At 66.0% G+C, this 22,344-nt stretch carries 20 protein-coding genes; 12 read left to right on the plus strand and 8 right to left on the minus strand.

The window, feature by feature from the left end; all coding sequences use genetic code 11:
• Positions 1-4: 4 nt before the first annotated feature.
• From Q0316_RS18550 to Q0316_RS18565, 4 genes are read right to left on the minus strand one after another with little or no spacing between them, the layout of a single operon-like run.
• The gene (locus Q0316_RS18550; RefSeq protein ID WP_298675181.1) at positions 5-1,195 is read right to left on the minus strand and encodes a CoA transferase; all 1,191 of its coding nucleotides are present in this window, start codon (positions 1,193-1,195) and stop codon (positions 5-7) included.
• Positions 1,192-2,370: an acyl-CoA dehydrogenase family protein gene (locus Q0316_RS18555; RefSeq protein ID WP_298675184.1), complete on the minus strand. Its 1,179-nt coding sequence runs from the start codon at positions 2,368-2,370 to the stop codon at positions 1,192-1,194. The genes Q0316_RS18550 and Q0316_RS18555 overlap by 4 nt, the downstream gene beginning before the upstream one ends.
• 8 nt (positions 2,371-2,378) lie before the next feature.
• Positions 2,379-2,888, minus strand: a complete 510-nt coding sequence (locus Q0316_RS18560; protein WP_298675187.1) for a MaoC family dehydratase — start codon at positions 2,886-2,888, stop codon at positions 2,379-2,381.
• Positions 2,888-3,733 carry a CoA ester lyase gene (locus Q0316_RS18565; protein ID WP_298675190.1) on the minus strand — a complete coding sequence of 282 codons (846 nt, stop codon included), beginning with the start codon at positions 3,731-3,733 and terminating at the stop codon, positions 2,888-2,890. The genes Q0316_RS18560 and Q0316_RS18565 overlap by 1 nt, the downstream gene beginning before the upstream one ends.
• Positions 3,734-3,937: 204 nt before the next feature.
• Here Q0316_RS18565 and Q0316_RS18570 point away from each other — a divergent pair, with 204 nt between their 5' ends.
• From Q0316_RS18570 to Q0316_RS18595, 6 genes are all read left to right on the plus strand, one after another.
• On the plus strand, positions 3,938-6,448 hold the full coding sequence (locus tag Q0316_RS18570) for a TonB-dependent receptor (RefSeq protein WP_298675193.1): 2,511 nt from the start codon (positions 3,938-3,940) through the stop codon (positions 6,446-6,448).
• 186 nt (positions 6,449-6,634) lie between these two features.
• Positions 6,635-7,909, plus strand: coding sequence for an MFS transporter (locus Q0316_RS18575; RefSeq protein WP_298675196.1), 1,275 nt, complete (start codon positions 6,635-6,637; stop codon positions 7,907-7,909).
• A gap of 14 nt (positions 7,910-7,923) precedes the next feature.
• Positions 7,924-9,468 (plus strand): FAD-binding oxidoreductase, encoded by a 1,545-nt coding sequence (locus Q0316_RS18580; RefSeq protein WP_298675199.1) that lies wholly within the window; start codon positions 7,924-7,926, stop codon positions 9,466-9,468.
• Positions 9,465-10,523 (plus strand): nitrilase-related carbon-nitrogen hydrolase, encoded by a 1,059-nt coding sequence (locus Q0316_RS18585; RefSeq protein ID WP_298675202.1) that lies wholly within the window; start codon positions 9,465-9,467, stop codon positions 10,521-10,523. The genes Q0316_RS18580 and Q0316_RS18585 overlap by 4 nt, the downstream gene beginning before the upstream one ends.
• Entirely contained in the window at positions 10,520-11,728 is a 1,209-nt protein-coding gene (locus Q0316_RS18590) for a class I SAM-dependent methyltransferase (RefSeq protein ID WP_298675207.1), read from the plus strand. Before Q0316_RS18585 ends, Q0316_RS18590 begins: the two co-directional genes overlap by 4 nt.
• On the plus strand, positions 11,725-12,087 hold the full coding sequence (locus Q0316_RS18595) for a hypothetical protein (RefSeq protein WP_298675210.1): 363 nt from the start codon (positions 11,725-11,727) through the stop codon (positions 12,085-12,087). The genes Q0316_RS18590 and Q0316_RS18595 overlap by 4 nt, the downstream gene beginning before the upstream one ends.
• 48 nt (positions 12,088-12,135) lie before the next feature.
• Here the strand turns inward: Q0316_RS18595 and Q0316_RS18600 are convergent, their stop codons facing one another.
• Genes Q0316_RS18600 through Q0316_RS18615 form a run of 4 tightly spaced genes read right to left on the minus strand, consistent with a single transcriptional unit; the run spans position 12,136 to position 16,062 of the window.
• Complete coding sequence (locus Q0316_RS18600) at positions 12,136-13,563, minus strand: aldehyde dehydrogenase family protein (RefSeq protein ID WP_298675214.1); 1,428 nt, start codon at positions 13,561-13,563, stop codon at positions 12,136-12,138.
• Positions 13,560-14,489 carry a polysaccharide deacetylase family protein gene (locus Q0316_RS18605; protein WP_298675216.1) on the minus strand — a complete coding sequence of 310 codons (930 nt, stop codon included), beginning with the start codon at positions 14,487-14,489 and terminating at the stop codon, positions 13,560-13,562. The genes Q0316_RS18600 and Q0316_RS18605 overlap by 4 nt, the downstream gene beginning before the upstream one ends.
• Positions 14,486-15,382 (minus strand): polysaccharide deacetylase family protein, encoded by an 897-nt coding sequence (locus tag Q0316_RS18610; protein WP_298675218.1) that lies wholly within the window; start codon positions 15,380-15,382, stop codon positions 14,486-14,488. Before Q0316_RS18610 ends, Q0316_RS18605 begins: the two co-directional genes overlap by 4 nt.
• Entirely contained in the window at positions 15,379-16,062 is a 684-nt protein-coding gene (locus Q0316_RS18615) for an isochorismatase family protein (protein ID WP_298675220.1), read from the minus strand. The genes Q0316_RS18610 and Q0316_RS18615 overlap by 4 nt, the downstream gene beginning before the upstream one ends.
• 84 nt (positions 16,063-16,146) lie before the next feature.
• Between Q0316_RS18615 and Q0316_RS18620 the strand changes: the two genes are divergently transcribed.
• Genes Q0316_RS18620 through Q0316_RS18645 form a run of 6 tightly spaced genes read left to right on the plus strand, consistent with a single transcriptional unit; the run spans position 16,147 to position 22,308 of the window.
• Positions 16,147-17,697, plus strand: a complete 1,551-nt coding sequence (locus Q0316_RS18620; protein WP_298675223.1) for an alpha/beta fold hydrolase — start codon at positions 16,147-16,149, stop codon at positions 17,695-17,697.
• Complete coding sequence (locus Q0316_RS18625; RefSeq protein WP_298675226.1) at positions 17,697-18,197, plus strand: DUF3598 domain-containing protein; 501 nt, start codon at positions 17,697-17,699, stop codon at positions 18,195-18,197. Before Q0316_RS18620 ends, Q0316_RS18625 begins: the two co-directional genes overlap by 1 nt.
• Positions 18,190-19,572 (plus strand): 3-isopropylmalate dehydratase large subunit, encoded by a 1,383-nt coding sequence (locus Q0316_RS18630; protein ID WP_298675353.1) that lies wholly within the window; start codon positions 18,190-18,192, stop codon positions 19,570-19,572. Before Q0316_RS18625 ends, Q0316_RS18630 begins: the two co-directional genes overlap by 8 nt.
• Positions 19,569-20,201 carry a 3-isopropylmalate dehydratase small subunit gene (leuD, locus tag Q0316_RS18635; protein ID WP_298675229.1) on the plus strand — a complete coding sequence of 211 codons (633 nt, stop codon included), beginning with the start codon at positions 19,569-19,571 and terminating at the stop codon, positions 20,199-20,201. The genes Q0316_RS18630 and leuD overlap by 4 nt, the downstream gene beginning before the upstream one ends.
• Positions 20,198-21,127 (plus strand): hydroxymethylglutaryl-CoA lyase, encoded by a 930-nt coding sequence (locus Q0316_RS18640; protein ID WP_298675232.1) that lies wholly within the window; start codon positions 20,198-20,200, stop codon positions 21,125-21,127. The genes leuD and Q0316_RS18640 overlap by 4 nt, the downstream gene beginning before the upstream one ends.
• On the plus strand, positions 21,124-22,308 hold the full coding sequence (locus tag Q0316_RS18645) for a CaiB/BaiF CoA-transferase family protein (protein WP_298675235.1): 1,185 nt from the start codon (positions 21,124-21,126) through the stop codon (positions 22,306-22,308). Before Q0316_RS18640 ends, Q0316_RS18645 begins: the two co-directional genes overlap by 4 nt.
• Positions 22,309-22,344: the final 36 nt, after the last annotated feature.

Genomic DNA, 22,344 nt, shown 5'->3' on the forward strand with positions numbered 1-22,344 from the left:
GTGTTCAGACGATCCCGTCGCGCTTCATCCCGGCGATCGCATCCTCGTCATAGCCGAGGTCGCCGAGAATCGCGTCGGTATCGGCACCGAGCAGCGGCGCCGCGCGGAGCGGCGGGCGCTCGCCATCGAGCTTGATCGGGCTGGCGAGCACGCGCAGATCGTCGCGATCGGGGTGTTCCACCTCGGCGATCATGCCGATGCGGCGCACATAATCGCTGTCGAGCGCGGCGGGCAGATCGTTGACCGCGGCGACCGGCATATGCCCTTCGAGCAGGCCGAGCCAATGCGCGGTCGGCTGGGTTGAAAAGATCGCGTCGAGTTCGATCGTCAGCGCCGCGCGGTTGGCGAGCCGGTTCGCGGGCGTCGCGAAGCGCGCGTCCTGCGCCAGATCGCCCCGCCCGATCCGATCGGTCAGCACGCCCCAGAATTTCGGGAGCTGCGCCATCACGAACACCCAGCCATCGGCGGTGCGGAACATCTGGCTCGGCGTGACGGAGGGGTGCGCCGAACGCGGCGTGCGCCCGGTGACATCGCCTTCGTTCAGATACCACAGGGCCGGATAGCTCATTTGATGCAGCGCGGCGGCGAGCAGATCGACATCAACGTCGCGCCCCGTGCCGGTCCGTTCGGCATCGACCAGCGCGGAAAGCAGCCCGATCGCCATGATCGTGCCGGTGATGAAATCGACCATCGACAACCCGAAGCGCGTCGGCAGCCCATCCGGTTCGCCGGTCAGGTGCATGAACCCCGCTTCGGCCTGCATCAGATAATCATAGCCCGGCCACCGCGCGCGTTCGTTGTCGCGCCCATAAGCTGACAGATGCGCGCAGACGATCGCCGGATTGATATCCTTGAGCGCGTCATAGGTCAGCCCGAGCTTCGCGGGCAGATCGCCGCGCAGATTGTTGGCGACGACGTGAACGTCGCGCGCCAGCCGGCGCAGGATTTCCTGGCCGCGCTCGGTGCGCAGATCGAGGGTCAGCGAACGCTTGTTGAGATTGAACGCCTGGAAATAGACGCTTTCGCCCTCGCGCAGGAAATGCGGCCCCACCGCGCGCGCCGTATCGCCGGCACCGGGCGGCTCGATCTTGATAACCTCCGCCCCCATCTGCGCGAGGAACATCGTGCTATAGGGGCCGGCGCCATATTGTTCCGACGATAGAACGCGATAGCCGGAAAGCGGAAGCCTGTTCATGCCGGGTTCCGCTTCACCCATTGCCGCGAAATGATGATCCGCTGCATTTCGTTGGTGCCCTCGCCGATGCACATCAGCATCGCGTCGCGATAGAAGCGTTCGATCTCATATTCCTTCGAATAGCTGTAGCCGCCGTGGATTCGCATCCCTTCATCGGCGTTCTTCACCGCGGCTTCGGAAGCGAAATACTTCGCGATTCCCGCCTGCAGATCGCAGCGCTCGCCACGATCATAGGCGCGGGCCGCATCCTCCACCAGCAGCCGCGCGGCGCGCGCGCGCGTCACCATTTCGCCGAGCTTCAGCTGGATCGCCTGATGCTCGCAAATCGGCTTGCCCATCGTCTTGCGGGTCTGGGCGTAGGCGGTCGACAGCCGCAGCGCGCCCTCCGCCAGCCCGACCCCGCGCGCCGCGACGTTGATCCGCCCCAGTTCGAGGCCGCCGGTCGCCTGGAAAAATCCCTCGCCCTCGACGCCGCCGATCAGATTTTCCTTCGGGATACGATAATTGTCGAACACCAGTTCGGCGGAATCGATGCATTTGTAGCCGAGCTTGTCGAACTTCTTGCCGACCGAGAAGCCTTCGAGCTTTGGCGCGATGAAGAAGCTCATCCCCTTGTAGCGCGGTTCGGCCTTCGGATCGGTCTTGACGAGCAGCGCGAAGCAACTCCCGTTCACGCCGTTCGAGATCCACGTCTTGGTGCCGTTGATGACGTAATCGTCCCCGTCGCGCACCGCGGTGGTGCGGATTCCCTGAAGATCGGTCCCGGCGTCAGGCTCGGTCAGCGCGAGGCCGCCGCGAATCTCGCCACTGGCGAATTTGGGCAGCCACAGCGCCTTTTGTTCCGGCGTGCCGAACCGTTCGACCGCCGCCGCCATGATAAGGTGCGAATTGATGATCCCGCTCAGCGCCATCCAGTGCGACGCGATCTTCGCGACGATATTGGCATAGGTCGTGGCGGGCAGGCCAAGGCCGCCATATTCCTGCCCGATCGTCGCGCCGAACAGCCCAAGCTCTTTCATCTGCTCGACCAGTTCGGTCGGGTAGATATCGTCATGATCGTGCTTCATCACGATCGGCTGCACCTCGCGCTCGATCCAGCGATCAATCGTGGCGAGCAGGGCTGCTTCCTCGTCCGGATCAATCGTCCGGATCGCGCTTTCGGCATGGCTGGTCATTGCGCGCCTCAGCTATCCATCGGGCCGAAGCCGCGTTTCCAGATCAACATCGTGCGATTGAACGTGCACACGATATCGCCATTCTGATTCTTGCCGGTGGTCTTCACCGTCACGATCCCCTGTTCGGGGCGCGATTTGGACTCGCGCTTCTCCAGCACTTCGCTTTCGGCGTAGAGCGTGTCACCGGGAAACAGCGGGTGGGTGAGCCGGATATTGTCCCAGCCGAGATTGGCGATCGACTTCTGGCTCAGATCGCTGACGCTCATCCCCACCATCAGCGCAACGGTGAGTGGCGAGCAGACCAGCGGCTTGCCGAATTCGGTCTTCCGCGCGAATTCGTAATCGAAATGCGCCGGATGCGTGTTCATCGTCAGCAGCGTGAACCACACGTTGTCGGCGTCGGTGATCGTCCGTCCGGGGCGATGTTCATAGACGTCGCCCTCGACGAAATCCTCGAAATAGCGCCCGAACGATTCGCGATAGCGATTCGGGCCGACCTTGATGCTTCCTTCACGCATTACTGATTTTCCCCATTGGTCAGGATTTGATGATAGCGGCGCATCACGGGCGCCTCGAGCAGCCGGCCCTTGAAGCGCACCGCGCCGCCGCCGGCGGCGGCGAACGCCTCGATCGCGCCGCGCGCGTCCTCGATTTCCTGCGCGGTCGGGCGCATCACGCGGTGGATGGTCGTTATCTGATCCGGGTGGATCGCGGCCTTGGCGGTGAACCCGGCAGCCTTTGCGCGCCGCGTTTCGTCCTCCAGCCCCGGTTCGTCGGCGAGGTGGACGAAGGGCACGTCTATCGTGCGAACGCCCGCTTCGGCGCATCCGATCAGGAACTGGCCGCGCGCCGCCGCGAGCGGCTCCCACGCGAGTTCCACGCCCAGCTCGGCTGAAAGGTCGCCGCCGCCGAACATCATCGCGGCAACGCCGTCCGCCGCGGCGATGGCATGAGTCGCGCGCAGCCCGCGCGGCGTTTCGATCAGGGGGACGAGATAGCGCCCCGCGCGACCGAGCGCCGCGCGGACGATCACCACTTCCGCAGCACTTTCCACCTTGGGCAGCAGCAGCGGAGGCGTGGTGCCGGATTCGGCGAGCGCGAGCAGGTCGGCAAGCCCGGCGCGCGTCGCAACGCCATTGATCCGCAGCGCGAGCCGGCCCGTGCGATCCGCGGCAACGGCGGCGATCGCGGCGGCGCGCGCCGCATCCTTGCCCTCCGCCGGCACCGCGTCTTCCAGATCGATGCAAACGATGTCGGCCCCGCTCGCCAGCGCCTTGGCGAAGCGATCGGGGCGGCTGCCTGGAACGAACAAAAGGCTCTGCAGCCGGGCGGCGTTTTCGTCTTGATGGGCGCTGGCGTTCATCGGCTTACAATTTGTCCGGACAAATATAAAGTCAACCGCATTTTTTCCGCGCCTGAATTTGCGGCCTCGTGGTTCAACCCGGAAAACGCGACGCTCCATGCGTGCGGCGAACGAGCGGCTTGACATATTCCGCGTATTTGCCGAAATTTGTCCGGACAACTGGAAAACTGACCGGACGAATCGGCAATTTCAGGGAGCAGGATTATGATGCGCAACACGATGCTTCTGACGACGGCGGCGCTCGCGGTGATCGCGGCGGCGCCCGCTTTCGCCCAGGCGCGCGATGGCGATTCCGAAGCGGCGCAGCCATCGCGGGCGGCGCAGGGGGCGGGGGCGATACAGGATATCGTCGTCACCGCGCAGCGGCGCAGCGAGAATGTTCAGAACGTGCCGATCGCGATTTCGGCGTTCTCGTCGGAACAGTTGCAGTCGCGTGGCATCTCGAACACGCTGGCGCTCGCGGAATATGTTCCGAACTTCGTTGCGATGAACAATACCGGCATCGGCTCGGCGAACGCATATTATCTGCGCGGGCTGGGCAATACCGAATCGATCGCCACCTTCGATCCGCCGGTCGGCACCTATGTCGACGATGTGTATATGTCTCGGCAGAATGCGAACAATCTCAGTATGTTCGATGTGGAGCGCGTCGAGGTGTTGCGCGGCCCGCAGGGCACGTTGTTTGGCCGGAACACCACCGGCGGCGCGATCAGCGTCATCATGCGCAAGCCATCCGATACTTTCGGCGGCTATGGCGAGGTCGGCTATGGCAGCTACAACAAGCGCGTGGTGCGCGGCTCGGTCGATATCCCGCTGGCGCCGACGTTCTTCGCCAAGGTCAGCGGTTATTGGCAGAATGACGATGGCTATGTGAAGGATGTGACCACCGGCCAGCGGCTCAACGACGATGACGGCTGGGGCGTGCGCGTGGGGCTGCGTGGCGAGCTGGGTTCAGCGGCGACGTGGAACGCATCTTATGCCCATATAGTCTCGAACGGCGAGAATATCGTCAATTTCAAGTGCAATCCGGCCAAGCCCACCGAATGCGACGGGCGCTATGCGACGACCGGGATGAGCCAGACGCAAAGCGCGACCTCGCCCTATGCGCCGCTCGTCATCGCGGGGCGCAAGGCATATTATCCGCTCGGCAACCGCACCAATACGGAACTCGTCACCTCGAACCTCGGCTTCGATCTGGGGCCGAATGCGCAGCTCAACCTCATCACCGGCTTCGTCGATGTGAGTCAGCAATATGCGCTGGACTTTTTCGACGGTCGCGGCGGCCCCTCGATCAGCCGCCCCTATCCGCCCGTCATGGGCTTCACGCGCGGCGGCTTCACTTATCTGAACGACGCGCGCAGCACGCAATTCACCCAGGAAATCAAGGCCAGCGGGCATCTGTTCAACGGGTTCGTCGATTATGTCGCGGGGCTCTATTATATCAATGAGAGCAATAAGACCGATTTGGCGGGCATCCTTTCGATCACGCAGAACATCCCGCTGCTGCTGAACGACGATATCGTGCGCAACAAGACCGAGGCCGGTGCGGCTTATGCCCAGGCGGATTTCAACGTCACCGAACAGCTCAAGCTGACGGCGGGCATCCGTTATACGGACGAGACGAAGACGCTGCGCCTGAACGACAATCGACCGCAGTGCGCGGGGCTCGGCGGGGCGCTGCCGGCCAGTTGCATGGATAACGCCAATCTGATCGCGCCTTCGGGCAAGGCGATTCCGACGAAACTCAACAGCAAGATGTGGACCCCGCGTTTCGCGATCAACTACAAGGTCGCCAGCGATGTGCTGTTGTTCGCCTCGGCAACGCGCGGCTTCAAATCCGGCGGCTGGAATGCACGGTCGACCAGCCCGCGCCAGGTGCTGCCGTTCGGCCCCGAAAAGGTGTGGAGCTATGAAGCCGGGGTCAAATCGGAATTCCTCAATCATCATGTCCGCGTGAATCTCACCGCGTATCTGATGAATGTCAGCGATCTCCAGACCCCCTCCGCGCTGATCGCGCCCAACGGTTCGGCGACGTTCCTGACGCGCAATTTCGCGGATCTGCGCAACAAGGGCATTGAGGGCGAGTTCACCGTCGTGCCGGTGAACGGCCTCAATCTCTACGCCAATTTCGGTTATCAGGACGCGAAATACCGCATCAATCGCAACGCGCCCGATTTCGATGAATATGGCATCCAGTCGGTCGCGGCGCAGCAGCGGCAATGCCTTGCCGAGCTTGCGGCGGGCAATATTCCGGGCGCTGCGGGGGCGTCATCCTGTCTCGCCGGGATCATCACCGCCAATGGCAGCATCGCTCGCCCGGTGCGGACCCCGAAATGGTCGCTCGCGCTGGGCGGCAGCTATGAGGCGCCGATCGGCGCGAACGGGATGACCCTCGTGCCCTCGGTAAACGCCAGCTATCGTTCGGATTCCGAAGTGGCGACCGCCAACGACAATCTCTATACCGGCGCGATCACGGGAACCAACGGCACCTTCCCGGCCAATCCGTTCGGCGGCGGCTTCATCACCGGATCGCACAGCGACCCGGCGTGGCTGTTCAACGCGGCACTGGCGCTGAACGGGCCGGGCGGCAAATGGCAGCTCAGTGCCGACTGCATGAATTGTTTCAACAAATCGTTCGTGCAGACCTATCTGGCCGGCTACACCTATATCAACCCGCCGATGACCTGGCTGGTCAAGGCGCGGATCAATTTCTGACATGGCGGATCCGGCGTTTTTCGGATGTGCCGGCGCCAATGGTGTCGGCGCGACGGGATCGCCGGATCGGCGGGAACAGACGGTTGCGGGTTTGATCGGGGCGGGCGGGCCGGGATCGCTCCGGCTGACGGCGGAAGAGTCGGTGTGGGCAGATGCGACCATGCTGAAAATAATGGGGAAATTCGTATGACGCATCCGCGGGCGGCTCGATCCGAATTCAGCCTTGGCGGCAAGCCATTGTTCGCCGCCGTGATCGGGGTGACCTGCGGCGCGTCGCCGTTGCCGTTCAACGCGTTGCCGCTGGTGATGGGGCCGATCCACCAGGAATTCGGCTGGGATTTCGCGGTAATCAGCGCGGGCGTGACGATTTTCGGGGTGCTCGCCGCGCTGTTGGCGCCCGTTTTCGGCGCGATGGCCGATCGTTATGGCGTGCGCCCCGTCGCCTTATGGTCAACCTTCGCTTTTGGCGTGGTGTTTGGCGCCTTCTGGTTCATGCCCTCGTCGCCGATGGGCTATTTTCTGTTCTGGGCGGCGCTTGGCATTGTCGGCATTGGCTCCACCCCGGTGACATGGAGCCGCGCGGTCAGCATGTGGTTCGTCCGCAATCGTGGGCTCGCGCTGGCTCTGATGCTGATCGGAACGAGCATCGCTGGCATGGTGGTGCCGCAGATCGCGGAAGCGGCGATCCGCGCCGGCGGCTGGAGGCTGGTTTTCCCCGCACTGGCGATATTGCCGCTGTTCCTCGCCTTGCCCGTCGGGCTCCGCTGGTTTCGCGAGCCGGGGCCGGAGGAGCGGCCGGCGGGGGTGTCCGACGCTTCGGGGCAGGTGGTCGGGCTGTCGCTTGGCCAGGCTGTGCGCGGCTATCGTTTCTGGCTGCTGTTCGCCGCGATCGCGATCATCGCGCTCGCTTATGGCGGCGCACACATCCACATGGCGCAGCTGGTCCAGCTTCACGGCTTCGGCGCCGGCGTCGCGGCCACGGTGATGGGCGTGGTCGCGCTTGGCATTCTGGCCGGGCGGCTGATTATCGGGGTTCTGTTCGATCGCTTCTGGGCGCCGGGCGTCGCCTTCCCCGCGCTGCTCCTGCCGACGCTCGGCTGCTTCCTCCTGATGGGGACGACGGGTTCGCTGCCGATGGTGATTGCCGGCGCGTTCATGCTGGGTTTCGCGGCGGGAACCGAATCCGACGTGATCGCCTTTCTCGCCGCGCGCTATTTCGGGATCGCGCATTACGGTCGGATTTACGGCCTGCTCTACATGCCGTTCGGGATCATGTCCGGCGTCTCGCCGATCGTTTACGGCATGGTGCGCGATGCGACCGGCAATTACGATGCGATGCTGATCGCCGCGATGGGGCTGTTCGCGGCGGGCGGGGCGATGCTGCTCGCGCTCGGGCGCTATCCCGATCTGTCGAGGCCCGCCACCGATCCCGCCTTCGATGCCGTTGCCGAGGCGGCGTGATGGTGGAGCGCGTGTTGCAAAAAGCCGGTATCCTGTCCGATCTGGCGGCGGCGGTCGGCGACGAGGGGTTGATTACCGACCCCGCCGAATGCGCCTTTTACGCGCAGGACATCTATTCCGCAGGCCCCGCCCTGCTCGCGGTGCTTCGCCCCGCCAATAAGGAGGCGCTTGCGCGCGCGGTGGGGCTGGCGACGGCGGCGGGCGTCGCCCTGGTCCCGCGCGGTGGCGGGATGAGCTATACGGGTGGATATGTCGCCCCGGAAGCCGGCGCGCTGATCGTCGATCTGGGGCGGATGCGCCGGGTTCTGGCGATCAACCCGATCGACATGACCGCGACGGTCGAGGCGGGGTGCACGTGGGAGGAATTGCGCGTCGCACTCAGGCCGCATGGATTGCGTGCCCTTGCCTGGGGTACGCTCTCGGGCCTCAGGGCGAGCATCGGCGGGGGCATGAGCCAGAACGGCGTGTTCTGGGGCGCGCGCGACGGCACGATCGTCGATGCCGCGCTGCGTTTCGAGGTGGTGCTGGCGGATGGCCGGATCGTTGATACCGGCTCCGCGTTTTTCCGCCCGTTCGGCCCGGACGTGACCGGGCTGTTCGCCGCCGATACCGGCGCGTTCGGGATCAAGGCGACCGTCACGCTGCAACTCGTGCGCGAGGCGATGGCGTTCGGCTATGGCTCCTATGCGTTCGACGATGCGGGCGGCTTCTTCACTGCGATGAGCGCGGTGGCGCGGGAGGGGCTGGCCGCCGAGAGCTTCGGCTTCGATCCGTTCCTTCAGGAACAGCGGATGAAGCGCGACAGCCTGGCGAGCGATGCCAGATCGCTGGTTGCGATGATGAGGGGGCAGGGCTCGCTCTGGAAGGGGATCAGGGAAGGGGCGAAGGTGGTCGCGGCGGGGCGCTCGTTCCTCGAAGGCGCCAGTTTCTCGCTCCACCTGATCGCCGAAGGGCGCAGCGAAGCCGCGGTTGCCGCGGACATGGCCGCGATCGAGCGGATCGTTGCCGAAGCGGGTGGGCGCGCGGTTGAAAACACGATCCCCAAGATACTGCGCTCCAATCCGTTTCCCCCGGTCAATTCGATGGTCGGCCCGGCGGGCGAGCGCTGGGTGCCGGTTCATGGCTTCCTGCCGCACAGCCGCCTGATCGAGGGGTGGGAGAGGCTGCAGGCGCTGTTCGCCGCGCACCGCGCCGAGATGGATCGGCTGGGCGTCGGCGCCGGCGCGATGCTCGCGGCGGTCAGCCGCTCCGCCTGCCTGATCGAGCCGGTGTTCTACTGGCCGGATGCGCTCGGCGAGATTCACCGTCGCTCGATCGAGCCGGCGCACCTTGCTCGGCTTGAATGCTTCCCGGCCAATGCCGAAGCGCGCGCGTTGGTCGCGCGGTTGCGCCAGGCGGTGATCGACTTGTTTCACGGGCTTGACGCCACCCACCTTCAGATCGCGCGGACCTATCCGCTCAAACAATCGAGCGATCCCGTCGCCTGGGAAATCCTGCGCGCGCTGAAGGCGGCGGTCGATCCCAAAAGCCTGATGAATCCGGGGAGCCTTGGCCTGTGACCGAAAACGCCGCCACCTATGCCGCGATCGCCCTGCAGCTTGCCGCGCGATCGGTGGAGGGCGCCCCCGATCGCGCCGCCGCGCGCGCGCAGATGCTCGCACAGATCGAGGAAGTCGGCGCGAAGCTCACCGCCTCGATGATCTTTGTTGAGCAATATGGGGGCGCGCCGGTGCGATTGGCCGTGCTGCCCGAATATCTGCTGACCAGCTATCCAGGGCGCATCTCGATCCCCGAGTTCGCGCACAAGGCCGCGCTTGAACCCGATGGCCCGGAATATGAGGCGTTCGGGCGGATCGCCCAGCGCCGCAATGTGTTCATCGCGGGCAATGCCTATGAGATCGACGATCATTTTCCGGGCCTGTATTTTCAGACGAGCTTCGTCGTCGCGCCCTCGGGCGAGGTTGTGTTGCGCTATCGCCGGCTGAACTCGATGTTCGCGCCGACGCCGCATGACGTGCTATCGAAATATCTCGACATCTATGGGATCGACGGGGTGTTTCCGGTGGCGCGGACGGAGATCGGCAATCTCGCCGCGATCGCCTCGGAAGAAATCCTCTATCCCGAGATCGCGCGCGCCCACGCGCTGCGGGGGGCAGAGGTGTTCGTTCATTCCTCGTCCGAGATCGGCTCGCCGATGGCGACGCACAAGGCGATCGCGAAACGCGCGCGCGCCTTCGAGAATCTGGCTTATGTCGTCTCGGCCAATACCGCGGGGATCGCGGGAACGATGATGCCCCATGCCTCGGCCGACGGCAATTCGATGGTGGTGGATTACAAGGGCATGGTGCTCGCCGAATCCAATGCGGGCGAGACCTTCACCGCCTTCGCCGAGATCGACCTTGGCGCATTGCGGCGCGCGCGGCGCAAGCCGGGCATGACCAACTATCTCGCGCGCCAGCGAACCGAATTGTTCGCGCCCGTCTATGCCACAACGACGGTGCAGCCCGCCGACGGGCTGATCCGCGACGGCGCGATAGAGCTTCCCGATCGCAACCACTTCGTTGAAGCGCAACAAAGCGTGCTGGATCGGCTTTGCAAGGATGGACTGATATGAACCGCGACGAAATTCCACCGCCCTATACCGCGCTGGCCCGGCACGGCATGTTTCCCACCGCGAGCCACGATGAGGCGGCGCGGTTCAATCTCATCACGCACCTCAACCGCCATCTCTCGCGCACGCTAGGCCCCGGCAATGTCGTCGCTTACGAGCGGCGTGCACTGCCCGCCTTCGTCGCCGAGCATGGGCGCGAGCCGAAGGACCGCTTCGAGGTGCGCGAGGCGATGAACCGGGTGCCGTATCATCGCTTCTGGTCGGCGCTCAAACGCAACACGATGGAGATGCGCCAGCAGGCCGGGCGCGCGATGGCGCTGCGCCAGCTCGATCAACTTGATGCGCAGGCGCGCCAGTATAATGAGGGCCGCGATACGCTCGAACTCGATCCCGCTATCGCGATCCCGCATTATCAGGCGGCGGTCGATATCCATTGTATGCCCGGCAGCTACCATGGCGAGGAACGGCCCGGCGATGTCTCGGCGGGGGCGAATTACGATTGCGGCTTCTTCGCGACCGTCGGCGGCGCCATGGGGGCGCTGAACGATGGCGGCGGGGTGGCGCTGGCCGAGTGGGTGAAGCGCGAGCGACCGGGGTGGCAGCCGCGCCGCATCCTCGATATCGGCTGCACGATCGGGCACAATGCCGTGCCGCTGGCACAGGCCTTTCCCGATGCGGAGGTGATCGCGATCGACACCGCGGCGCCGTCGCTGCGCTACGGCCATGCGCGCGCGCAGGCGCTTGGCGTCCGCAATATCCGTTTCGTGCAGGCGAACGCCGAGGATTTGTCGCGCTGGCCCGACGGGCATTTCGACTGGGTGCAGACGACGATGTTCCTGCACGAACTGTCGATCAAGGCGTTCCCGCGCATTCTCGGCGAATTGTATCGCGTGCTCGCGCCGGGCGGCCTGATGCTCCACCTCGAACAGCCCGAATATAGCGCGGACATGCCGGTTTACGAACAGTTCATCCGCGATTGGGATGCGTTCAACAACAACGAGCCGTTCTGGTCGGCGATGCACGCGCTCGATGTGCGGCAGGAGTTGATCGACAGCGGGTTCGGCGCGGATGATCTGTTCACCACCGGCGTCACCGCGGTGGTCGATGAGACGGTTTTCCCCAAGGCGAAGCTCGGCGGCGCGGAGGATCATGGCCGCGCGGCATCATGGCACGCTTATGGTGCGTGGAAGAAGGACAATGCGAAATGAGCGACGAACCGATCGACTGGATGCTGCGCGCCAACGCCAAGGCGAAGGGCCTGCGCCCGCAATATTTCGATGATCCCGCGCTTGATACGATGCTGTCGATGGTGATGGCGCTGGTCGGCGAGGTATCGGTGGTGCGCGAGCGGCTCGATACCGTCGAGCGGCTGCTGGACGCGAAGGGCACGATCAGCCGCGCCGATATCGAAAGCTATGCGCCCGATCGCGATGCGGCGTTCGAGCGCGGCAGCCTGACGCGCGAATATGTCGCGCGCATCATGCGCGGGATGCAGCAGAATATCGAGACGATGCAGGCGGATGAGCCGTCCGTCGAGGACGTGCGGCAAAGCCTGCTCCATAGCTGATGGAGGGCGCTCCGGGCATCACCCGGAGCACCCCCGAACCAGCTTTCGCTATCCCGCGCGCTCGGCATAAGCGGCGAGCGGGAGCGCATCGCCCGCCTGGCGGATCAGCACGCGCCGGCGGAAAAATCGGGTGAGGCCGCTATCGCCCATCCGCGATGGGCCGAGGCCCGACTGGCGGAAGCTCGATTTTTCCGCCTCCCACACCATCGCGGTAAGGCTGCCGTCGTTGATCGACACCGCGCCGACTTCCAGCCGCGCGCCGACCGTTTCCGCCTCCTCAATCGAACCGGCGACGACGGCGGCGGAAAGGCCGTAAACGCCGCTGTTGGCGAGGGCGACCGCCTGATCGACATCATCGAATATCGCCACGGGGATGACCGGGCCGAACGTCTCGTCGGCCATTACCGCCATCTCGGGCGTAGCGTCGGCGATCACCGTGGGGCGCAGGTACAGCCCGCCGCCATGCTCCTCGATCTCGCCGCCGCTCAGCACCCGCGCGCCCTTGCTTCGCGCATCCTCGATCTGCGCCGCGACGATATTTGCCTGGCGATCGAAGATGAACGGGCCGATATCGCCCTCCGCGATATCGGGATGATTGAGCCTGACCGCGCGCGCCTGCCGCACCAGCGCATCGAGGAACGGCGCGGCGATCGCGCGCGCGACATAGACGCGCTCGATCGACTGGCACGCCTGCCCGGTGTTGACCACGCTGGCCCTGAGCGCGATCCCCGCGGCGCGCTCCGGATCGGCGCTCGCCAGCACGATCATCGGATCCTTGCCGCCGAGTTCGAGGCTGGCGGGGATGAAGGCCCGCGCCGCCGCCTCGCCCACCTTGCGCCCGGTGGGCACCGATCCGGTGAAGCAGACGAAATCGACCTGTTCGATCAGCGCCGCGCCCGTTGCGCCATCGCCAAGCGCGAAGGCGAGCACCTCCGCAATTTCGGGCACTTCGGCGGTGGCCGCCGTGAATGGCGCGACGAAGCGCGGGGTCACCTCGGACGGCTTGACCAGCACCGCGCAGCCGGCGGCGAGCGCCGGCACCGCGTCGATCAGCGAGAGGGTGAGCGGGAAATTCCACGGGCTGATGACGCCGACGAGCGGATAGGGGATCAGCGCCGTCGTGGTGGTGATCGTGGGCTGCGAAGTCGGCTGGTCGCGCCGGGCATGGCCTGCGATCAGCGCCGGCGCGCGATCGGCCCAGCGGCGGACGAGCTGGGCGACGCCCGCCACCTCGATCCGCGAGATGGTCTGTCGCCCGGTGTCGTCGGTCAGCGCCGCCGCGATCGTGGTCGCATGGCGCTCGATCGCCTCGGCCCAGCGCCTGAGGATCGCGCCGCGCTCGTCGGGCGTGCGCGCCGCCCAGGCGGGTTGCGCCGCGCGCAGCCTGCGCGCCAGCGCGGCGAGATCTGCGGGGCTGGCGGGGTCGATCGTATAATCGTTCGCGCCAGTGCGCGGATTGCGGACCGCGATGGTCATGCTTCTTGCTCGTTCCAGCTAGCGACGATCGCGCTGCCTGTGGCGAACCAGGCGCCCGGCTGCGCGCCGATCCAGCCGAGCAATTCCTCGAACGCGGCGATGCGATAGGGCAGGCCGATGATATAGGGCGTCAGGTGCAGTGGCAGCATCCGTCCGCCGCCGCCGCTCGCCGCCTCCGCCGCGAGCCAGCCGTAAGCGTCCCTGATCTGTTCGGCGTAACTGTCGACCGATTGCTGTTGCACGGTGAGGATCTGGCGATCCGACAATTCGTGGTTGAGCGGCAGGCTGACGATGCCGCCCGCCGTTGTCGCCATGCGGTAGGGCAGTTCGTCATTGGGCCAGTCGCACAGATAATCGAACCCCGCCTCGGCGAGCAGGCGCGGCGTATTCCAGCTTTCCGAGCGCGCGATCGAAAGCCAGCCGCGCGGGCGCGTGCCCGAAACGCGGGTGAGCGTGTCGAGCGATGTCGCGATCAGCGCGCGTTCGTCTTCCTCGGCAAGGCCGGTGGCGATCGTGCCGTTCATGTCGGTCGAATGCGCGATGATCTCATGCCCGCCCGCGACGATATCGGCGATGATCTCGGGATAGCGTTCGGCGATCACCGCGTTGGTGGCGATCGAGGCGCGCACGCCTGCCTTGGCGAACGCGTCGAGCAGCCGATAGAAGCCGATCCGCGTGCCATATTCGCGCGCGGTATAATGGCGGTAATCGGGATAGGCGGTCTGCATGTGCCCCGGCGCGCGGAACGGCGCGTCGCTGGGCGTCATCGGAAACCATTCGAGGCTGACGACGCAGGCGATCGCCACCTTCGCGCCATCGGGCCACACAACCGGCGCGCGCTCTGGCAGCTTCGAATAGGGATAAAGCGCGTGATCCATCCCCCGGCGCCGCGCGCGATATTCGAGATAGGCGGGATCGAGGCTCATCGCACAGCCTCCCCGGTTTGCGCGACATAGGCATCGACGATCTCGCCCGCGCGCGCGATCCAGGCGCGGCCATCATCGGCGATGTGGCGGAGCACTTCCTCGAACGCACCGATGCGATGGGGCTGCCCGATCAGATAGGAATGGAGCGGAATGCACATCACGGTGCCGGATCGCGCGCCTTCCTCCGCCAGCCGATCGAACTGGCGGATCAGCGTCTGCGCATATTCGCGCGGGCTCATATTGTAGATGAAGAAGCCATAATGGTCGTTGACCTCAAGGCTATAGGGGATCGCGGTCAGCCGGCCCTTCGCCACCTTGATGTCGGTCGGCTGATCGTCGTGATAGAGATCGCAGGTGTAATCGAGGCCGTATTCGGCGATCAGATCGAGCGTGCGTGGCGTGTGGGTCAGCGCGGGCGCCAGCCAGCCGCGAATGCGCTGCCCGGTCGCGGCTTCGACCGTGCGGATCGAATCCTCGATGATCGCGCGCTCCTGGCGTTCGTCCATGCCGTAGCTGTAGCGCGTGTTGTAGATGCCGTGGCTGAAGAATTCCCAGCCGCGCGCGGCGGCATCCTCGACCACTTCGGGGATATGATCGCACAGCGCGACCGACAGGCTGACCGAGCCGGGAAAGCCGTATTTGCTCATCATATCGGCCATCCGCCAATGGCCGACACGGTTGGCGTGATCGCGATGGGCATAGCCGACCACATCGGGATGCGGCTTCGTCCAGCTCTTGCGGTGCGGATTGGCGGGCGGGTCGATCTCGTAGAATTCAAGGTTCGGGGCGATCCACACCGCGCAGGTCTTGCCCTCGGGCCAGACGAGCTTTGGCCGATCGCGATACCGCTGGAAATCGTAGAGGCCGGGATCGGCCTTCTGCGCCTCGCTCATCGCGCCGCCTCCAGCCAGTCGATCACCGCCTGCACCGGCTCGACATCGGCATATTTCAGCTGAAGATCGGTGAGATTGGCGAAGTGATAGCTCTCATGCTTGTCGGCGCAGGTTTCGATCGGAACGATCGTGCGATAGCCGTGGCTGAGCGCGTCCACCGCCGTCGCGCGCACGCAGCCCGATGTGCTGCCGCCGGTGACGATGACGGTATCGACCTTGTGCCACACGAGATAGCTCGCCAGCGGCGTTTCGAAGAAGGCCGAGGGCATCCGCTTGGTGAACTGAAGATCATCGTCCGCGATCTCGCAGCGCGGATCGAAGGCGTGGCGGTCGCTGGCGCACTTGATGTTCTGGAGCGAATCGGGCGTGTCGGTGCGCGTGCCCCACACGCCCGCGTCGCCCGCGTCGGCTTTGTAGGCGACATGGCTCCAGATGATGGGCATTCCCTTTGCGCGCGCCAGCCGGGAGATCTGATTGACGTATTCGATCTGGCGCGGATCGGTTTCATAGGCGGTCTTGAACATGTCGATGCGGGTATAGGCCTGCTGGAAATCGACGTTCAGAATCGCGAGTCGTGATCCGAAGCCGAACTTGCGCCGTGCGGGATTCGCCATCACCTCATCGAAAATCTGCCGGGCGGTCTTGCCGTCCGACACCATTTTCGTGCCCACGATCTCCATCTTCACCTCCTGAAACCGACGAAAAAAACATGGTCGGAAAATTAGGGCTTGTCGAGAAGAATTTGTCCGGACAAGTTAGGGGGTGTGAACATCACCCGCCACTTTCTCGATGTCGCCAGCCGGCGCGTCCACTACCGCAAGGCGGGCAGCGGGCCGCCGTTGCTGATGGTGCATCAAAGCCCGCGCTCGTCGGCTGAATATGAAGGGCTGATGCGTGAATGGGGGGCGCATTTCACCTGTATCGCCCCCGATACGCCCGGATTCGGGCAATCCGATCCGCTTGCCGGCGCGCCCGATATCGGCGATTTCGCGGAGGCGATCATCGCCTTCCTCGACGCCGCCGGGCTGGGGAAGGTGGCGGCCTATGGGTTTCACTCGGGCGGGATCATTCTCGTTTCGGCGCTGCGCCGGCATCCGGAGCGTTTCGCCGCGCTCGCGGTTGGCGGTTATGCGGTGTGGACCGAGGCGGAACAGGCGCTGTTCGATCAGGCGTATCTCCCGCCGTTCCGCCCGTCGGCATATGGTGAGCATCTGGCCTGGCTGTGGAACCGGCTGCTCGAACAGAGCTGGTTCTTCCCGTGGTTCGATGTCCGTCCGCCCGCGCGCCTGCCGCTGGCCCATGCGGATCCGGTTCGGGTGGATGCCGCGGCGCGCGAGTTGCTCGACAGCGGCGATGCCTATCGCGCCGGCTATGGCGCGGTGTTGCGCGCGCCGCGCGACATTCCCGATGCGGATGCGCAAACGCCGCCGGTGCTCATCACCGCTTATGACGGCGATCCGCTTCAGGCGCATCTTGCGCGACTGGGCGCGCTGCCCGCGCGATGGGAGGCGCGGGCGGTGGCGACGATGGGCGATCATCGGGCCGCGAGCCTTGCGTTTCTGCGCGGTCATCCCGCGCGGGCTTCGGCTGCGCCGGGGCAGATGCTGGACGAAGGCTTCGTTCGTGTGACGGGCGGGGGATTCGACGGCCTGATCCATTGGCGCGGCGATCGCGCCGCGCGCCGCATCCTGCTCCACGCGCCGGGCGGATCGACCGAACTGCTCGATGCGGCGGGCGTGCTGCTGATCGACCTGCCGGGGCACGGCCTGTCCGATGATTTTCACGGTGCGGGCGATCTTGCGGCGTGGGAGGCGGCGGTCGCCGCCGCCGTCACCGCGATTTCCACCGCGTCGGCGCGCTCGATCGTTGGCGAGGGTGTGTCGGCGCTGCTCGCGCTGGCGGTGGCGCGGCGGGTTGGCGCGGCCACGGTCGAGGCCTTTGATGCGCATATCCCGTTCGCGCGAGATGGCGCGGCGTGGCTCGCCAGCCAGCCCGATCCGGCGCCCGACCGCTTCGGCGGCCACCTCACGCGGGCATGGGGGATGGCGCGCGCGTCGCGGCTGTTCTGGCCGTGGTTTCGCGCCGACGCTGCCCATGCCATTCCATTCGAGCCGGGCGATCTCGCGCCCGAACGGCTCGCGCTCGCGCATCGCAGTCTGATCCGTGGCCGCGCCGCCGGGCCGCTGCTCGCGGCGCTGCTCGGGGCCGACCGCGCCGCGCTGGTCGCCGCCGCGCCGCCGATCACCAACTGGCAGTGCGCCGACTGGGCAAACGATCATCCCGAAATCTGGACACCACAAGCAGGAGAGAATTGATGGGAATTCGTGAAGACATGCCGCTGCTCGGGCGGCACGAGGGCGTCTGGGACGGCGTCTATACCTATTACAACGCCGCCGGCGAGAAGGTCGACGAACACAAGTCGCGCCTGTTCTGCCGCCTGCCCGATGGCGGTGATTATCCCTATCACCAGACCAATTACTACACCTGGGCCGATGGCCGCACCGAGACGCGTGACTTCCCGGCGGCCTATCGCGATGGCCGCATCTGGTGGGACAATGATCTCATCAAGGGCTGGGCCGCGGAGGTGCCGCTCGATGAGAACAAGCGCACGATGATGCTCTACTGGCAGCGCCAGGGGGATCCCGAACTGTATCTCTACGAGATGATCCAGCTTTCGGACGACGGCAAGAGCCGGTGCCGCACCTGGCACTGGATCCGCTCCGGCAAGCTCGAAACCCGCACCGCGATTCAGGAAACCTTCGTGACCGCGGACTGGCGCGCGCTCGAAAAGGAAATGGAGGCAGCCGCTGGCTGAGCCGCGCACCCTGTTCGCGAAGATCTGGGATCAGCACCGCATCGCCGATTTGCCCGGCGGCGCGGCGCTGATCGCGATCGACCGCATTTTCCTGCACGAGCGCACCGGCGCGGCGGCGCTCAACAGCCTCGCCGCCGCCGGGCGGGCGGTGCGCGATCCCGCGCGCATATTCTGCGTGATGGATCATATCGTCGATACAAGGCCGGGCCGCGATGATCGCACGCTGATGCCCGGCGGCCAGGCCTTCATCACCGAAACACGCGCGGCGGCGAAGGCGGCGGGGCTGACCTTGTTCGACGTGACCGATCCGGATCAGGGCATCGTCCATGTCGTTTCGCCCGAACTCGGGATTGTCCTGCCCGGCGCGACGCTGATCGCGCCCGACAGCCACACCTGTACGCAGGGCGCGCTTGGCGCGCTGGCCTGGGGGATCGGCTCGTCGGAAGCCGAGCACGCGATGGCGACGGGCACGCTGCGCGTCGCCCATCCCGGCACGATGCGGGTGACCTTCGCGGGCGCGCTCGTCCCCGGCGTCACCCCCAAGGACATGATCCTGACGCTTATCGCGCGGCACGGCGCCGGTGGCGGCAAGGGGCACGCGATCGAGTTCGCGGGGGAGGCCGTCACCGCGCTGGACATGGAAGCACGGATGACGCTGTGCAACATGGCGACCGAATTCGCCGCGATGATCGGCATGATCGCGCCCGACGAAACAGTCTTCGCCTGGCTCAAGGGGCGGCGTTACGCGCCGAACGGGGCGCAATGGGATGCGGCGGTCACGCACTGGCGCGCGCTTGCCGGCGATCCCGGCGCGGCGTTCGACGCCGAGATCACGATCGACGCCGCCACGATCGAGCCGATGATAAGCTGGGGCACCTCGCCCGAGCACAGCATCGGCATTTCCGGCGCGGTGCCTGCCGACGCCCCCGAACGCCCGTGCGCCTATATGGGGCTGGAACGCGGCCAGCCGCTCGCCGGCCTGCCGATCGACGCCGCCTTCATCGGCAGTTGCACCAACAGCCGCCTGTCCGATCTGCGCCGCGCGGCGGCGCTGCTTGAGAGGCGGCGCGTCGCGCACGGGATCAAGGCGCTGTGCGTCCCCGGATCGTCCGCGGTGAAGCGCGCCGCGGAAGCCGAGGGGCTCGACCGGATTTTCGTCGAGGCCGGTTTCGAATGGCGCGAGAGCGGCTGCTCGATGTGCTTTTACGCGGGCGGGGAGAGTTTCGCGCCGGGATCGCGCGTCATCTCCTCCACCAATCGCAATTTCGAGGGGCGGCAGGGGCCGGGCATCCGCACCCATATCGCCAGCCCAGAAATGGTCGCGGCGAGCGCGATCGCCGGGTGTATCGCCGATCCGCGGGAGTTGATGCGATGACCCCGCTCGTCACCCATGACGGCATTGCCGCGCCGCTCCTGCGCGACAATATCGACACCGACGCGATCATCCCCTCGCGCGAGATGAAGACGACCGGCAAGACCGGGCTTGCCGCCGGGCTGTTCGCTGGCTGGCGCTACGCGAGCGCCGGGAGCCGCGAACCAAACCGCGATTTCGTGCTCAATCAGCCGCGCTTCGCCGATGCGACGATCCTGATCGGCGGCGCGAATTTCGGTTGCGGTTCGAGCCGCGAACACGCCGTCTGGGCGCTGGCCGAATATGGCATCCGCGCGGTGATCGCCACGGGCTTCGCGCCGATCTTCTTCGGCAATTGCATTCGCAACGGGATCGTGCCCGTGGTGCTCGATCCCGGCGCGGTGGCGGATATCGCGGCTGCGGTGGCGGTCGACCCCGAAGCCAACCGCATCCATATCGACGTGCCCGCGAGAACGATCGCGCTGCGCGACGGGCGCGTCTGGGCCTTCCCGCTGGAGGAGGAGGCGCAGGCGATGCTGGTCGAGGGGCTGGACGCGATCGACCTCACCCTCAAGCTCGACGGCGCGATCGCCGCCTTTCACGCGCGCGATCGCGAAACGCGACCGTGGATCTATCTCGAAGGACAGAAATGACCAGTGTTCTCATCAGCGAGGTCGGCCCGCGCGACGGCCTGCAAAGCATTGCGCGGGTGATGCCGCTGGAGGCCAAGAAGGCGTGGATCGCCGCCGAGGCCGCCGCCGGCGTGCGCGAGATCGAGGTGGGCAGTTTCGTGCCCGCTAGCCTGCTGCCCCAGATGGCGGACACCGCCGCGCTGGTCGCCTTCGCGAACACCATTCCCGGCCTGGCGGTCGCCACGCTGGTGCCCAATCTGAAGGGCGCGGAGGACGCGATCGCGGCGGGTGCGGGCAAGCTCTCGATCCCCTTTTCGATGTCTGAAACGCACAGCCTGAAGAACGTCCGCAAAGGTCACGCCGCGATGATCGCCGAGATCGGCGCGATCGCCGCGCGCGTCGCTGCCGAGCCGGCAGCCACGCGCCCGCATTTCGAGGTGGGGCTGGCGACCGCGTTCGGCTGTACGATCGAAGGGCCGGTGGCCGAGGATCAGGTCGTCCGCCTTGCTGAATCCGCGATCGCGGCCGGCGCGGCCGAAGTGGGGCTGAGCGATACCACGGGCTACGCCAATCCGGCGCAGGTCAGGCGGCTGGTGCGGCGGGTGAAGGCGGCGATCGGGGCCGAGCGGCTCAATACGCTTCACCTCCACAACACGCGTGGGCTTGGCCTCGCCAATGCGCTCGCCGGGCTGGAGGAAGGGATCACCACGCTGGACAGTTCACTGGGCGGGCTTGGCGGATGCCCCTTCGCGCCGGGGGCGTCGGGCAATATCGTCACCGAGGATCTGGTCTTCATGCTCGAAGCGATGGGAATTGATACCGGCGTGGACCTCGACAAGCTGCTCGGCGTGCGCGCGATCCTCGCCGAGGCGCTGCCGGGCGAGCCGCTTTACGGATTCACGCCTGACGCGGGGCTGCCGCTCGGCTTCCGGGGGAACCGGGCATGAGCGCGCCGCAGCCGCTGGCCGGGATCAAGGTCGTCGAATTCACGCATATGGTGATGGGGCCGGCGGTCGGCGCGATCCTCGCCGGGCTGGGGGCGGAGGTGATCCGCGTCGAGCCGATCGGCGGCGATCGCACGCGCCGGCTGCTCGGATCGGGCGCCGGCTATTTCCCGATGTACAACCGCGACAAGGCGAGCATCTGTCTCGATCTCAAGCATCCCGATGGCGTCGGGATCGCGCGGCGGCTCGCGGAAGGGGCGGACGTGTTGATCGAGAATTATCGCCCCGGCGCGATGGATCGGCTCGGCCTTGGCTATGAGGCGCTGGCGGCGCGCAATCCGCGGCTCGTTTACTGTTCGGAAAAAGGCTTCCTTCCCGGCCCCTATGAGGAGCGCACCGCGCTCGACGAAGTGGCGCAGATGATGGGCGGCCTCGCTTATATGACCGGGCCGCCCGGCCGCCCGCTGCGCGCCGGATCGAGCGTGATCGACGTGACCGGCGGCATGTTCGGCGTGATCGCGATCCTTGCCGCGATCGAGGAGCGGCACCGCACCGGACGGGGGCAGAAGGTGCAAAGCTCGCTGTTCGAAACCACCGTCTATCTGATCGGCCAGCATATGGCGCAAAAGGCGGTGACCGGCAAAGCGGCCAGCCCGATGCCAGCGCGTATTTCCGCCTGGGCGATCTACGACGTGTTCGAAACGAAGGACGATGCCGGAATCTTCATTGGTGTCGTCAGCGATCCCTTGTGGGAAAAATTCTGTCGCCTGTTCGCGCTCGACGATCTGTGGCGCGACGAGAGCATCCGCGAAAACAACGCCCGCGTCCTCGCGCGCGATCGCATCCTGCCGCCGATCCGCGATCTGCTGCGCGGCTTCACCCGTGACGAACTCGTCGCGAAGCTCGAAGGCAGCGGGCTGCCTTTCGCCCCGATCGGCCGACCGGAGGATATGTTCGACGATCCGCACCTCGCCGCGAGCGGCGGGCTGGAGCCGGTGACGCTTCCCGATGGCGCCGAAACGCGCCTTCCCGTCCTGCCGATCGAGATGGCGGGGCAGCGGCCCGGCGGGCGCGCCACGCTGGCGCGCGCGGGGGCGGATACCGAAGCGATCCTGGCGGAACTGGGCTTCGATCGCGCGGCGCTAGACCAGTTGATCGCGGGCGGCGCGGTGGCGATCGCATAGCGGCGGCGGCTTGCGCGGGCGGATTTGGCAGGGGAG

Source organism: uncultured Sphingomonas sp. (assembly GCF_937871615.1).
GTDB lineage: Bacteria > Pseudomonadota > Alphaproteobacteria > Sphingomonadales > Sphingomonadaceae > Sphingomonas.